Genomic DNA, 14,351 nt, shown 5'->3' with positions numbered 1-14,351 from the left:
TTTCTTTTTATTTAACCTCTAGCCGGAATACGCGCCTTTCTATTTTCATACAAAGCAAAAATGCAACATATCATTAAGTATCACTTAACGTGATATTTAGTGTTAGTTAACCTTTTTGCTTTCTTTTTTCTTTATAGTGCAATGAAATTACATTGGTTCTATGTATTCAACCATTAATTGTAATGTTTGATTGCCTCGAAATTCATTAATATCTAAACGATAAGCCAGTTTTACTTTTTGAACAGAAGCGTCTGGCCAGCGACGAACATCAATATTAAATGCAATGGCATCAACCATTTTGTTGGTTGGAAAATCTTTATGCAGTGGTTCCAACATCAACTTAAGATGTTTTTCACCCACCAAGCGTTGGTTTAATACTTTAAACTCACCATCAAAAATAGGCTCAGGGAAAGCTTGTCCCCATGGACCGCCCGCTCGAATGATCTCTGCAGTACCTAAAGTAAATTCTTCCGGTGTTAGTTCGCCGTCTGACAGTACAACTCCAGTTAACGTCTCTTCTTCTACTGACTCACGCACTACATCATCAAAGGCTTGACTGAACTTCTTATAATCCACTTCTTTAATGGTTAAGCCTGCCGCCATGGCATGACCACCAAACTTCAAAATTAACCCAGGATTACGAGTATCAATTAAATCCAACGCATCACGCATATGAAAGCCAGGAATGGAACGACATGACCCTTTAATAAACCCATCACCACCATCAGCAAATGCGATGACAGGGCGATGATATTTTTCTTTAATACGAGAAGCGAGAATTCCAATCACACCCTGATGCCAATCTCGCTGGAATAACACCAAGCCAAAAGGCAATTCACTTTGTGCACCGAACTCTAAGCGCTCACAAATCGCCATCGCTTCATCTTTCATACCTTGCTCAATCTCTTTACGAGTTTGATTTAAAGCATCAAGTTCTGAGGCCATACGACGTGCAGCATGAATATTGTTGGACATAAGAAGCTCAACACCAAACGACATGTCATCCAAACGACCTGCGGCATTAATTCTTGGACCAAGTGCAAAACCAAAATCTGAAGCAACAATTCGAGAAGGCACTTTATTTGCTACTTCGATTAACGCTTGAATACCCGGACGACATTTACCTGCACGAATACGTTGGATACCTTGATGCACTAAAATACGGTTATTTTCATCAAGTGCAACCAAATCAGCAACAGTGCCTAGTGCGACTAAATCCAATAAATCAGCAAGGTTCGGAATAGGAATATTTTGAGTTTCAAACCAATTGTTTTCACGCAAACGAGCACGAATCGCTAACATCAAATAAAACGCGACACCAACACCAGCTAAAGACTTAGACGGAAAGGCACACTCTTCAAGGTTAGGGTTAACAATTGAATCTGCGATTGGCAAAGAAGAACCCGGTAAATGGTGATCGGTTACGACCACTTGCATTCCATAGGCTTTCGCTGCAGCAACACCTTCAATTGATGAAACGCCATTATCTACTGTCATGATGATTTCTGCACCCATCTCTTTGGCTTGATCCACCACATCAGGGCTTAATCCATAGCCATCTTCAAAACGATTCGGTACTAAATAATCAACATTACTACTGCCCATCATTCGAAATGCCATCACAGATAACGCAGAACTCGTTGCACCATCAGCATCGAAATCACCCACGACAATAATACGAGTTTGTTTTGCGATCGCCTCAACTAGAATATCAACGGCTTTAGTTATGCCATGCATTGATTGAAATGAGAGCAAGGATTTGGCACCACGCTCTAACTGATCATTTGATGTAATACCACGAGCTGCATAAATCCGTTGTAAGATTGAAGGAATTGAACTCGGAAGTGCTGGGATTTCTGGAATAAGACGACGTTTCACTTCAATCATGATTTAGCCCAAGGTTAGGTTTATAAAGATAAAAAAATCCCCGCACCATACTTAAGTTAAATAAGTATTGCGGGGATTTAAATTCAATTACGTAATAATTATTTTTCTAAGTCTTTCAAAAGCTCTTGTGCTGGCTTGTAACCAGGTACAAGATCACCATTAGGCAGTACAATTGCAGGTGTACCATTTACACCCATTTTACGACCTAATAAATACTGTTCTTTGATGATGCTCTTGCACTGAGCTGTTGCTGGTTTTTCACCATTAATTGCACGATGTGATTTTGCGTCTTCCATCGCTTGTTGTTTGTCATCAGCACACCAAATTTGTGCCATTTTATCAGCAACAGAGCCTTGGTAACCTTGACGAGGGTAAGCCAAGTAACGAACAGTAATACCTGCATCGTTATAGTCTTTCATCTCTTTATGTAGTTTTGTACAGTAACCACAAGTAATATCTGTAAATACAGTGATAACGTGTTTTTCATCCTTAGCAGGGAATACAATCATATTCTCACTTTGGCTATCAACCAATTTTGCAAAACGAGCCGCTAATAAATCTTTCATATTGCCACTTTCATCAAACTCAAAAATACGACCTTGAATGAAATGCTTACCATCATCTGATACATAAAAAATACCAAATGGTGTTTCTACTTGTTTAAAACCATCAACTTCAGAGTCGTGAATGGCTTCTACAGGTAAACCCAATGCAGTTAAACGTTGAGTAATCGCTTGCTCTGAATCAGATTGAGAGACTTCTACAGAAGGCGCTACCACTTTCTCTTTTGCTTGCTCATCAGAACATGCTGTAAAAGAAATTACACTCAATAGAGCAATACACATCGCGCTAGTACGGCGAATAAATGACATAAAAGTACCTATAAAAAAAGTAAAAATAGAAGGTTTAAATTTTAGAGTAGTAAACCAACAAGAAGTTCCCTTTACACTATGAACGAGGGTGATGCTCTTGATGGATCTGTTTTAAACGTTCCGTTGCTACGTGAGTATATATTTGTGTTGTCGAAAGATCACTATGTCCTAGTAACATTTGTACGACACGTAGATCTGCGCCATAGTTTAATAAATGTGTCGCAAACGCATGACGCAGGACATGTGGCGATAATTTATCCGTATCAATATCGGCAATCACCGCATAATGTTTAATACGATGCCAAAAGGTTTGCCTTGTCATCTGTCTTGCTCTTTTACTTGGAAAAACCACATCTGAACTTTTTTCACCAAGTAAAGCCGGGCGTCCTTGGTCTAAAAACGTTTGAATCCAATCTACCGCATTTTCTCCCATCGGCACTAAACGTTCTTTGTCACCCTTACCAGTAACACGAACCACACCTTGACGAAGACTCAAGTTTTCCATGGTTAAACTGACTAATTCCGTCACACGCAAACCGGTTGCATAAAGCAGTTCTAACATCGCACGATCACGAAGCTCTAGTGGATCATCGACATTAGGTGCTTCTAATAAATCGTTTACTTGATCCTCACTCAAATCTTTAGGTAATCGTTGCGGTAGTTTAGGGCTCATTAATAGTGCCGTTGGGTCATCACCACGAATTTTCTCTCGATGTAAATATTGGAAAAAACGACGCAAAGCCGACAGCATTCTCGCTCGAGATGTTTGTTTATATTCTTTATCTACCAAGTACGCTTGATATTCATTTAATCCCATTGCTGAAATAGAGGCACACTTATAATGATTATCTTCTAGCCATTGCAGTAATTTCACCAAATCATTTCGATACGAAGCCAACGTATTCTCAGATAAACCACGCTCCATCCACATGGTATCTAAAAAACGCTCAATTAAAGCCATATCATTGTTCATTGCCATCACCATTTACTGAAAACCAAAAAAACACTGGTTAGAATTACAGTATTAAACAATTATCACGGCTTTCATTGCAAGTTTAATTTTAAGAATCATTTGCGGTACACTAGGCTTTCGTCCTCATTAATATGGTAGTTAAAATGAAAATTGGTCTATTTTACGGCTCTTCCACGTGTTACACCGAAATGGCTTCTGAAAAAATCAGAGCAATCATGGGTGAAGAACTGGTTGATATCTACAATATTAAAGAAACGCCAGTAACAACAATGAACGATTACGATCTGCTATTGCTTGGGATATCAACATGGGATTTTGGTGAAATTCAAGAAGACTGGTTAGCTGTATGGGAAGAGTTAGATGGCCTTTCTCTAGAAGGTAAAACTATTGCTCTATTTGGCCTTGGTGATCAAGAAGGCTATGGCGAATGGTTCTTAGATGCGATGGGGTTATTGCACGATGAATTAAAAGCCACTAATGCTACGTTTATCGGTTATTGGAAAAACGAAGGCTATCAGTTTGATGCATCAAAAGCGTTGACTGAAGATGAATCTCACTTTGTTGGTTTGGCGTTAGATGAAGACAGCCAATATGATAAGAGTGATGAGCGTATTGAGCAATGGTGTGAGCAGGTGTTAGTGGAGTATCACGATTCACTTTAAAACTAGAAACGATACGCTTCGCTAACTAGATCGCTTCGCTCCTATAAAAGAAAAGAGCGAGTAAACTTAAACAGTTACACTCGCTCTTATAGTTCTATTTTCTAAAATTATGCGTTTTCAGTCACTAGCTCGTCTTCTTTCTTGCCAACAAAACGTACGACAATCATCGAAGCAAACGTTGGGATAACCCAAGCCATACCATGATTAAATAATGGTAGCATTGAGAACGCTGACATATCTGCTCCTGCCACTTTCGCTGCATCTAATACAGCAAAACACGTCGCTACTAAAATCACAACACGATATGCAAGACGAGGGTTTGGCATCATCTTACGAACAAACGCTAATGCAACTAAAGCAATCGCCACTGGGTAAAGTAAGAATAAAACAGGTACAGACAAAGCAATTAACTGTGTTAGGCCCACGTTAGCAACCACTGCACAAGCAACACCAACAACAATAACCCATGTTTTGTACGTTACTTTACAGATAGAGCTAAAGTAGTCTGCACATGCAGAGATAAGACCAATAGCCGTGGTTAGACATGCAATTAATACGATAACTGATAATACGATTTGGCCTGAAGAACCAAACAGTGCATGAGTATAAGCCGTTAGAATCGCACCACCGTTGGCCGCACCAGGTGCAACCGCACTTGACGTTGCCCCTAAATAGAATAAAGAGACATAAACAAATGCTAAGCCTAATGCTGCAATACAACCCGCGGCCGTTAAATACTTAGTCGTTGCTTTATGCTCTGTAATGCCTTTCTTTTTTAATGCGTCAATAATTAAAATACCAAACATTAACGCACCAAATGTATCCATGGTGTTATAACCTTCAAAGAAGCCAGTCGTTAATGGTTGCTCAATATAGTTACCCGTTGCTGCCACAATATCACCTTGTGGATTAACAAATACCGCAACCGCTAGAATGATTAAACCGATAAATAATGCAGGTGTTAAGAACTTACCAATCGTATCGATAAGCTTACCTTGAGACCATGCAAAAAACATTGCGATTGAGAAGAAAGCGATTGAAAATAGCGTTAACGATAACTGTCCTGCCTCTGCTGACATAAATGGTTTTGCCGCCATTTCATACGCAACTAGACCTGTACGTGGTGCAGCAAATGCAGGCCCAATAATTACAAACATTAAGATAGCCATGATCATCGCGACTTTTGGTGGTAAATCACGAGTCAGTTGTTGCCAAGAACCACCAGCAACACCGATAGCAATAATGGTTAATAGTGGCAAACCCACTGCCGTAATTAGAAATCCACCCATAGCACTGTATACGTGCTCACCCGCCATTTGGCCTGCGATTGGTGGGAAAATGATATTACCAGCGCCTAAGAAGAAGGCAAAAAGCATAAAGCCTACGGCAATGATATCTGTGAGTTTTAATGACTGTTTCATAAGAAACCCTTGTATAATGTTGTGTGTATTTAATGTTGTGTTTTATATCTTTTTTGATATTTATGTCAGAATAATGAACAAATTATCGATAATCCGCAATAGTTCAGAGAAAAACACCATAATTGAATTGCTACATACTTAATAAGCAGTTTATTACTCTGTTTATTGCGTTTATAAAAGAGTGATCAGTTAACATTCAAAGAATCAACAAAAGATCAAAAATAGAACATCAAACTAATTAACAATATAATTACAACATCAACAACTATTGCTATATTGGAACAGTCATGAATAAAAGCTTCACTTTCAAACAATTTCATATCGATATAGGTCAATGCGGAATGCCGGTAAGCACAGACGGTGTGTTACTCGGTGCTTGGGCTAATATTAATGAATGCCAATCCATATTAGACATTGGTTGTGGGACAGGGTTATTAAGCTTAATGTGTGCACAACGTGAAATATCGAGTGCTATTGACGCGGTTGAATTAATGCCTATTGCTGTAGAGGTAGCAACTAAGAATATTATTCATTCACCATGGTCAGATCGTATTAGGGTATTTCATCAGAATATTTTAAGTTACTCTCCCAAAAAGCAATACGAAGCTATTATTTGTAACCCTCCTTACTTTACTAGCGGTGAACAATCACAAAAAGGCGAACGCTCATCTGCCCGTCATACAGACAGTTTACCTTTCAGTGATTTATTAACTCAGTGCAAAAAACTACTTTCACCGAAGGGGCGAGCCAGCTTCATTCTTCCTCTTTTTGAGGGGAAGCAATTTATCAAAATTGCCAAAACTCTCGGTTTTCACTTAACAAAACTGACAAATGTAAAAACAACCGAAAAAAAAGACACCTCTCGATTACTGATCGAGATATCTTCTTTTCCTTATGATTATCAAGAGAATACATTAATAATACACAATGGAAATGGCTATAGTGATGACTTTATTAAGCTCACAAGATGCTTTTATCTGAATATGGGCTAAAAGATCGGTGATCCATCTCTAATAAATCACTATAATGTCTGGCTAACATCATATTTATACTCTTTAGACCTGAACGGAGAATCTACAGTGATCAAAACGTTTGCTGATCTCGATCTATCCCCTAACCTACTGCGCGCTCTTGAGGAGATTGGTTATCAACGTCCAACTCAAGTTCAGGCTATGGCTATTCCTGAAGCATTAGAAGGAAAAGACATTCTTGCTTCTGCTCCAACAGGCACAGGTAAATCTGCGGCTTTCTTATTACCTGCATTGCAACATCTTGATGATTTCCCTCGTCGTGATCCAGGACCTGCGCGTATTCTGATCCTGACGCCAACTCGTGAACTTGCTATTCAAGTTGCCGATGAAGCTCGTGAATTATCAAAGTACACACGCCATAAAGTATTTACAATCACTGGCGGCATTAGCTACCAAGATCACGCTGATATTCTTGCTACTACTCAAGATATCGTTGTAGCTACACCAGGTCGTTTAATGGAATACATTGAAGCTGAGCGCTTTGACTGTCGAGCGATTGAAACTCTGATCCTTGATGAAGCTGACCGCATGCTAGACATGGGCTTTGGCCCTGTAGTTGACCGTCTTTCAAAAGAGTGTCGCTGGCGTAAACAAACCTTCTTGTTCTCTGCAACATTAGAAGGTCGTGGTGTCGAAGGTTTCACAGCCGACCTACTGAATGAGCCAGCTGAAATTAATGCTGAGCCATCACGTCGTGAGCGTAAGAAGATCACACAGTGGTATCACCGTGCTGATAATATGCCTCATAAAATTGAGCTATTAAAAAGCATCTTAACTCAACAAGCTGAGCGCTCAATTGTCTTTGTTAAAACGCGCGAGCGTCTTGCTGAGCTTCGCGGCCACTTAGAAACCGCTAAGATTTCATGTGCATGGTTACAAGGCGATATGCCACAAGAGAGCCGTAACAATGCTATCGCTCGTTTCCGTGATGGTAAAGTGAATGTGCTTATTGCAACCGACGTTGCTGCTCGTGGTATCGATTTACCAAACGTAAGCCATGTAATTAACTTTGATATGCCTCGTACTGCTGACGTGTACCTACACCGTATCGGTCGTACTGCTCGTGCGGGTAATAAAGGTAGTGCTGTTTCGTTAATCGAAGCACATGACCAACCAATGATGGAACGTGTTGGCCGTTACGTAAAAGAAGAAGAAGTGATTAAAGAGCGCTTTATTGAGGGCTTAAAACCTCAGCATAAAAAACCTGTTTTCAAAAACAAACAGAAAAAAAATGCGAAGAAGAAAGCGGCTCTAGCGAAGAAAAACGCACCGAAGAAGAAAAAGAAAAAGTAATTTCTATACGCTTCGCTAGCTAGAACGCTACGCGCTAGAAACGATAAAAGCAGTCTGTATTACAGGCTGCTTTTTTATTTTAAAAAGAAAGAGTTCAGATCGCTTCGCTTAAAGAATTCAGACATAAAAAAACCCGCTAATCAGCGGGTTTTTTATTAACTCAATTCGAGCTGTCTATAATAAAAATTATAGTACGTCGATTGCGTTAAGGTCAGCAAATGCTTTCTCAAGACGAGTAACCATAGAAGCTTGACCAGCACGTAACCATACGCGTGGATCGTAGTACTTCTTGTTTGGCGCAGCTTCGCCAGTTGGGTTACCGATTTGACCTTGTAGGAAATCGAAGTTTTCAGCAGAGTAAGTACGGATACCATCCCATGTAGCCCACTGTGTATCAGTATCGATGTTCATTTTGATAACACCGTAACCGATAGACTCTTGGATTTCTGCTTCAGAAGAACCAGAACCACCGTGGAATACGAAGTTTAGAGCGTTAGGTGCGATACCAAACTTCTCTGCACAGTATGCTTGAGAGTCACGTAGGATAGTTGGAGTAAGTACAACGTTACCAGCTTGGTAAACACCATGTACGTTACCGAAAGATGCAGCGATAGTGAAACGTGGGCTGATAGCCGTTAGTTTCTCGTATGCGTATGCAACATCTTCAGGAGAAGTGTAAAGCTCAGATGCGTCCATATCAGAGTTATCAACGCCGTCTTCTTCACCACCAGTACAACCTAGTTCGATTTCTAGAGTCATGTTCATCTTAGCCATACGCGCAAGGTATTGGCCAGAGATTTCGATGTTTTCTTCTAGAGACTCTTCAGAAAGGTCGATCATGTGAGAAGAGAATAGAGGCTTACCAGTTTGAGCGAAGAACTCTTCACCAGCGTCTAGTAGACCGTCGATCCATGGAAGAAGTTTCTTAGCAGCGTGGTCAGTGTGAAGAATAACTGGAACACCGTAAGATTCAGCAACAGCGTGTACGTATTTTGCACCAGCTACAGCACCAAGGATTTGTGCACCTTGACCTTCAAGTTTAACGCCTTTACCAGCGAAGAAACCAGCACCGCCGTTAGAGAACTGAACAACAACAGGAGCTTTAACTTTAGAAGCAGCTTCTAAAACGCCGTTGATTGAATCTGTGTTAACTACGTTTACAGCAGGAAGAGCAAATTTGTTTTCTTTTGCTACTTCAAATACTTTCTGTACGTCGTCGCCAGAAATAACACCAGGTTTTACAAAATCGAAGATCTTAGACATGGAAATAGTCCTATTTATTCTATCGTTTTAAAATTAAAAAACTTACGTTTAAATTTTTGCAAACGTTTGCTCACAACTCTTGCTATTGTATCAATAAACATGGTCATCAACAAACGTAAAAAGCGGGAATGATTAGATTCCCGCTTTTAAATAATTATGCTTTAGCACGCTCTTCAAGCATTGCTACTGCAGGAAGTACTTTACCTTCAACGAACTCAAGGAATGCACCGCCACCTGTAGAAATGTAAGAAACGTCAGCTTTGATACCGAACTTATCGATAGCTGCTAGCGTATCACCACCACCTGCTACAGAGAAACCTTCAGAATCAGCGATTGCTTTAGAAATACCCGCAGTACCTGCTTCAAAGTTTTTGAATTCAAATACGCCAACTGGGCCATTCCAAAGAATTGTTTTTGCATTGCTGATGATTTCAGCAAGAGCAGCTGTTGAATCTGGACCAAGGTCGAAGATCATGTCGTCGTCTTGTACTTCAGAAACGTGCTTGATTTCAGCTTCAGCGTTTTCATCAAATGCTTTTGCACATGCAACATCAGTAGCTACTGGGATTGCACACTCTTTCATTAATTTTTGAGCAGTCTCAACTAGGTCAGCTTCGTATAAAGACTTACCTACATTGTGACCTTCAGCAGCGATGAATGTGTTCGCGATACCACCACCAACAACAAGTTGGTCAGCGATTTTAGATAGAGACTCAAGAACAGTCAGCTTAGTAGATACTTTAGAGCCACCAACGATAGCAACTAATGGACGAGCTGGGTTGTCCATTGCTTTACCAAGTGCTTCAAGTTCAGCTGCTAGAAGAGGACCAGCACACGCTACAGGAGCGTTCATGCCAACACCGTGAGTAGATGCTTGTGCACGGTGAGCAGTACCAAATGCGTCCATTACGAAGATGTCACATAATGCTGCATATTTTTTAGAAAGCTCTTCTTCGTTCTTCTTCTCGCCTTTGTTAAAGCGAACGTTTTCAAGAACAACTAGCTCACCAGCGTTTAATTCAAGACCATCTAGGTAATCTTTCGCTAGTTTAACGTCACAATCTAGTGCGTCATTTAAGTAGTTAACTACAGGAGCTAGAGAGAACTCTTCGTTGTACTCGCCTTCCGTTGGACGACCTAGGTGAGAAGTAACCATTACTTTAGCGCCAGCTTCCAAGCAAAGCTTGATAGTTGGTAGAGATGCAAGGATACGAGCATCAGAAGTTACTTTACCATCTTTAACTGGTACGTTTAGGTCAGCACGGATAAATACGCGTTTACCTGCAAGTTCCAGGTCAGTCATCTTGATTACAGACATGTTTTGTCCTCTCAATTAAATAATAAAAAGTTTTCAAGCTCGGCATCATTGCCAAACCGATTAAATTCTTACTGCATTATTCAGTAAATAGGGATGGAGTTCACTTTTTTCAAGGTGAAAATTAATCTTTTTTCTCTTTCCATCACAAATTGTTTGATTGATGCTTTTATTTTCTCATTACTAATGCGGTATCTAACATCCGATTAGCAAATCCCCACTCGTTATCGCACCAAACTAGCATTTTAACTAAATGCCCATTACTTACTCTTGTTTGTGACCCATCGACAATGGCGCTATGGGGATCATGATTAAAGTCGATAGAAACAAGCGGCGCTTCAGTATAGTCAACAATGTTATGTAATGTACACCGAGATGCGTTAACAATGGTTTGATTTATGTCATTAACTTTCACATTTGTATTAATTGTTACACTTAAATCCATCGCGGTGACATTTACTGTCGGCACTCGCACGGAAATCGCCTCAAACTTGTTGGAAAATTTCGGGAAAATTCGCTCAATACCTTTATGCAATTTGGTATCGACAGGAATAATAGATTGGCTAGCTGCGCGAGTTCGACGCAAATCAGAGTGATAAGCATCAATCACTTGCTGGTCATTCATAGAAGAATGGATAGTAGTAATGGTGCCAGAATCAATCCCAAACGCATCATCAATGGCTTTAATGACAGGAATAATACAATTGGTGGTGCAAGAGCCATTCGACACAATTCGGTGCTCTGGTAATAACGTATCGTGATTCACGCCATAGATAATTGTGTTATCTAAATCAGTATCACCAGGATGAGAAAACAGAACCTTTTTAGCGCCTGCTTCGATGTGCTTTTCTCCATCCGCTTTAGAGCCATAAACCCCTGTACAGTCCAAAACCAAATCAACACCTAATGATTGCCACGGCAAAAGAGAAAGATCAGCTTGATGTACGATTCTAATCTTATCTTGAGAGCCATCAGGGAAATCGATATAAAGATATTCTTGATCATGAGTGACTTTATGCTGAAAGCGTCCATGAGTAGAATCGTACTGAAGAAGATGAGCCATGCCTTCAGGCTGTGATAACTCATTAACAGCTACCACTTCAATTTGATCGCGTTTACCACTTTCATACAACGCGCGAAGTACGCTACGCCCAATTCGACCAAATCCATTTATCGCCACTCTCAACATAACGCTTTGTTTCCTCAATTCCATTTAAGGCTATTGTACCCTTTTCCATTATTTCTTAAAGGATCAAAAAAGCGAAGCCACCTTTCGATAACTTCGCTTTCAATTTTATGTATGACTTATCACTAAATTAAGCGAATGCTTTTATTTAATTAAGCCAAAAGCTCTTTTGCTGTGTTTACTACGTTTTCTGTAGTGAAACCAAACATTTTGAATAGCTCATCAGCAGGTGCAGATTCACCAAACGTTGTCATACCGATGATCTTGCCACCGAAACCAACGTACTTGTACCAGAAATCAGCAATACCAGCTTCAACAGCGATACGCTTAGTTACTGATGATGGTAAAACCGCTTCACGGTACGCTTCGTCTTGCTTATCAAATGCATCTGTTGATGGCATTGAAACAACACGTACTGATTTACCTTCAGCAGTTAGTTGTGCTGCTGCTTCTACTGCAAGCTCAACTTCTGAACCTGTTGCGATAAGGATAAGCTCAGGCTGACCGTCACAATCTTTTAGGATGTAAGCACCCTTAGCAATGTTTGTAACTTGCTCTTGTGTACGCTCTTGCTGTGCAAGGTTTTGACGAGAGAAAATTAAAGAAGAAGGACCATCTTTACGCTCGATAGCCAGTTTCCATGCGACTGCAGATTCAACTTGGTCACATGGGCGCCATGTGCTCATGTTTGGTGTTAGACGTAGAGAAGCAATTTGCTCAACTGGCTGGTGAGTTGGGCCATCTTCGCCAAGACCGATAGAGTCATGCGTGTAAACTTGGATGTTTTGCACTTTCATCAGTGCAGCCATGCGCATTGCGTTACGAGCGTACTCCATGAACATTAGGAAAGTTGCGCCGTACGGTACGAAACCACCGTGCAGAGCAATACCGTTCATGATAGCCGTCATACCAAACTCACGCACACCGTAGTGAATGTAGTTACCAGAGAAATCTTCAGCAGTTAGTGACTTAGAACCAGACCACATAGTTAGGTTAGAAGGCGCAAGGTCAGCAGAGCCACCCATGAATTCAGGCAACATAGCACCAAACGCTTCTAGTGCATTTTGAGAGGCTTTACGTGAAGCGATGTTTGCAGGGTTCGCTTGAAGATCTGCAATGATTGCCGATGCTTTTTCTTCCCACTCTGCAGGTAAATCGCCATTTACACGACGCTTGTATTCAGCTGCAAGCTCAGGGTATGCCGCTGCATACGCATCAAATTTAGCATTCCAAGCTGCTTCTTTTTCAGAACCCGCTTCTTTTGCATCCCACTCAGCAGCCACGTCTGTTGGAATTTCAAATGCGCCGAACTCCCAACCTAATGCTTTCTTAGTTGCTGCAATTTCATCAGCACCTAGTGGAGCACCATGACAGTCGTGTGTACCTTGCTTGTTTGGAGAACCAAAGCCAATCACTGTTTTAGTACAGATCAACGTCGGACGAGGATCCGTTTTTGCTGCAATAATTGCAGCGTTGATTGCATCAGCATCGTGACCATCAACAGCCGGGATTACATGCCAGCCGTACGCTTCAAAACGTTTAGGTGTGTCATCAGAGAACCAACCTTCAACTTCACCATCAATAGAAATACCGTTGTCATCCCAGAAAGCAACTAGCTTACCAAGACCAAGAGTACCCGCTAAAGAACACGCTTCGTGAGAGATACCTTCCATTAAACAACCGTCACCCATGAACACGTAAGTGTTGTGGTCAACGATATCATGGCCTTCACGGTTAAATTGCGCTGCCAATGCTTTCTCGGCCATTGCCATACCAACACCGTTTGTGATGCCTTGGCCTAATGGACCAGTCGTTGTTTCGATACCTGGTGCATAACCGTACTCAGGGTGACCTGGCGTTTTAGAGTGCAGCTGACGGAAGTTTTTTAAGTCTTCGATAGAAAGGTCATAACCAGAAAGATGAAGCAGAGAGTAAATCAGCATTGAACCGTGACCATTTGAAAGAATGAAACGGTCGCGATCAGCCCACTCTGGATTCTGTGGGTTGTGATTTAGGTGGCTACGCCATAATACTTCAGCGATGTCTGCCATACCCATAGGTGCGCCAGGGTGACCAGAATTTGCTTGTTGAACACCATCCATGCTTAAAGCGCGGATTGCATTTGCTAGATGTTTACGTGAAGACATGCCTGCTCCTGAAAATTCGAAGGACTATATGTTTATTGAGCTAGTTAACTCTTGACTGGCTAACTCATCGTTATGAATTAACCTAAATTTGCAGGTCCGTATTGTCGCAAAGGCTAATCTGTACTGCAAACGATTACTTATAAAATAAAACGCTTTTTTTCACGAATTTGAAAGAAAACCTTGTTTACTGAAATAAATCCCACAATTAGACGCAAACGATTGGTTGTGTCTTATATTTATTTTCTTCTATGAAATGAGTTGTAATTAATCAATTTTTCTCTATTATAGACGTCTAGATGGA

The 14,351-nt window shown here is 40.7% G+C and carries 11 protein-coding genes; 3 read left to right on the top strand and 8 right to left on the bottom strand.

Features of this window, described 5'->3' with window-relative positions:
• Positions 1 to 147: 147 nt before the first annotated feature.
• The 3 genes from recJ to xerD all read right to left on the bottom strand — a co-directional run bounded on the left by recJ (position 148) and on the right by xerD (position 3,732).
• Positions 148 to 1,887 carry a single-stranded-DNA-specific exonuclease RecJ gene (recJ, locus tag PVK71_RS13765; RefSeq protein ID WP_274419347.1) on the bottom strand — a complete coding sequence of 580 codons (1,740 nt, stop codon included), beginning with the start codon at positions 1,885 to 1,887 and terminating at the stop codon, positions 148 to 150.
• 98 nt (positions 1,888 to 1,985) lie between these two features.
• Positions 1,986 to 2,759: a bifunctional protein-disulfide isomerase/oxidoreductase DsbC gene (gene dsbC / locus PVK71_RS13760; RefSeq protein WP_274419346.1), complete on the bottom strand. Its 774-nt coding sequence runs from the start codon at positions 2,757 to 2,759 to the stop codon at positions 1,986 to 1,988.
• A 76-nt stretch (positions 2,760 to 2,835) separates the two neighbouring features.
• Positions 2,836 to 3,732: a site-specific tyrosine recombinase XerD gene (gene xerD, locus PVK71_RS13755; RefSeq protein WP_443111723.1), complete on the bottom strand. Its 897-nt coding sequence runs from the start codon at positions 3,730 to 3,732 to the stop codon at positions 2,836 to 2,838.
• A gap of 143 nt (positions 3,733 to 3,875) precedes the next feature.
• Between xerD and fldB the strand changes: the two genes are divergently transcribed.
• On the top strand, positions 3,876 to 4,394 hold the full coding sequence (gene fldB / locus PVK71_RS13750) for a flavodoxin FldB (protein WP_274419344.1): 519 nt from the start codon (positions 3,876 to 3,878) through the stop codon (positions 4,392 to 4,394).
• Between the two features lie 107 nt (positions 4,395 to 4,501).
• Here fldB and brnQ read toward each other — a convergent pair whose 3' ends face one another.
• Entirely contained in the window at positions 4,502 to 5,815 is a 1,314-nt protein-coding gene (gene brnQ / locus PVK71_RS13745) for a branched-chain amino acid transport system II carrier protein (protein ID WP_274419343.1), read from the bottom strand.
• A gap of 287 nt (positions 5,816 to 6,102) precedes the next feature.
• Here brnQ and PVK71_RS13740 point away from each other — a divergent pair, with 287 nt between their 5' ends.
• Together PVK71_RS13740 and srmB are read left to right on the top strand one after the other, a co-directional pair.
• Entirely contained in the window at positions 6,103 to 6,807 is a 705-nt protein-coding gene (locus tag PVK71_RS13740; RefSeq protein ID WP_274419342.1) for a tRNA1(Val) (adenine(37)-N6)-methyltransferase, read from the top strand.
• An 87-nt stretch (positions 6,808 to 6,894) separates the two neighbouring features.
• Positions 6,895 to 8,139, top strand: coding sequence for an ATP-dependent RNA helicase SrmB (gene srmB / locus PVK71_RS13735; protein ID WP_130044334.1), 1,245 nt, complete (start codon positions 6,895 to 6,897; stop codon positions 8,137 to 8,139).
• A gap of 186 nt (positions 8,140 to 8,325) precedes the next feature.
• Here srmB and fbaA read toward each other — a convergent pair whose 3' ends face one another.
• The 4 genes from fbaA to tkt all read right to left on the bottom strand — a co-directional run bounded on the left by fbaA (position 8,326) and on the right by tkt (position 14,050).
• Positions 8,326 to 9,402 carry a class II fructose-bisphosphate aldolase gene (gene fbaA, locus PVK71_RS13730; protein ID WP_130044335.1) on the bottom strand — a complete coding sequence of 359 codons (1,077 nt, stop codon included), beginning with the start codon at positions 9,400 to 9,402 and terminating at the stop codon, positions 8,326 to 8,328.
• A gap of 154 nt (positions 9,403 to 9,556) precedes the next feature.
• Positions 9,557 to 10,720 (bottom strand): phosphoglycerate kinase, encoded by a 1,164-nt coding sequence (locus tag PVK71_RS13725; protein WP_151655499.1) that lies wholly within the window; start codon positions 10,718 to 10,720, stop codon positions 9,557 to 9,559.
• Between the two features lie 166 nt (positions 10,721 to 10,886).
• Complete coding sequence (gene epd, locus PVK71_RS13720; protein WP_274419341.1) at positions 10,887 to 11,906, bottom strand: erythrose-4-phosphate dehydrogenase; 1,020 nt, start codon at positions 11,904 to 11,906, stop codon at positions 10,887 to 10,889.
• Between the two features lie 149 nt (positions 11,907 to 12,055).
• Positions 12,056 to 14,050: a transketolase gene (gene tkt, locus PVK71_RS13715; protein ID WP_274419340.1), complete on the bottom strand. Its 1,995-nt coding sequence runs from the start codon at positions 14,048 to 14,050 to the stop codon at positions 12,056 to 12,058.
• Positions 14,051 to 14,351: the final 301 nt, after the last annotated feature.

This window comes from Aliivibrio sp. S4MY1 (genome assembly GCF_028765545.1).
GTDB lineage: Bacteria > Pseudomonadota > Gammaproteobacteria > Enterobacterales > Vibrionaceae > Aliivibrio.
This window is presented reverse-complemented; position numbering and strand designations above follow the sequence as displayed.

Coding starts and splice junctions, on each gene's coding strand:
- recJ (WP_274419347.1), bottom strand. CDS start 1,887: ATGATTGAAGTGAAACGTCGTCTTATTCCAGAAATCCCAGCACTTCCG.
- dsbC (WP_274419346.1), bottom strand. CDS start 2,759: ATGTCATTTATTCGCCGTACTAGCGCGATGTGTATTGCTCTATTGAGT.
- xerD (WP_443111723.1), bottom strand. CDS start 3,732: ATGAACAATGATATGGCTTTAATTGAGCGTTTTTTAGATACCATGTGG.
- fldB (WP_274419344.1), top strand. CDS start 3,876: ATGAAAATTGGTCTATTTTACGGCTCTTCCACGTGTTACACCGAAATG.
- brnQ (WP_274419343.1), bottom strand. CDS start 5,815: ATGAAACAGTCATTAAAACTCACAGATATCATTGCCGTAGGCTTTATG.
- PVK71_RS13740 (WP_274419342.1), top strand. CDS start 6,103: ATGAATAAAAGCTTCACTTTCAAACAATTTCATATCGATATAGGTCAA.
- fbaA (WP_130044335.1), bottom strand. CDS start 9,402: ATGTCTAAGATCTTCGATTTTGTAAAACCTGGTGTTATTTCTGGCGAC.
- PVK71_RS13725 (WP_151655499.1), bottom strand. CDS start 10,720: ATGTCTGTAATCAAGATGACTGACCTGGAACTTGCAGGTAAACGCGTA.
- epd (WP_274419341.1), bottom strand. CDS start 11,906: ATGTTGAGAGTGGCGATAAATGGATTTGGTCGAATTGGGCGTAGCGTA.
- tkt (WP_274419340.1), bottom strand. CDS start 14,050: ATGTCTTCACGTAAACATCTAGCAAATGCAATCCGCGCTTTAAGCATG.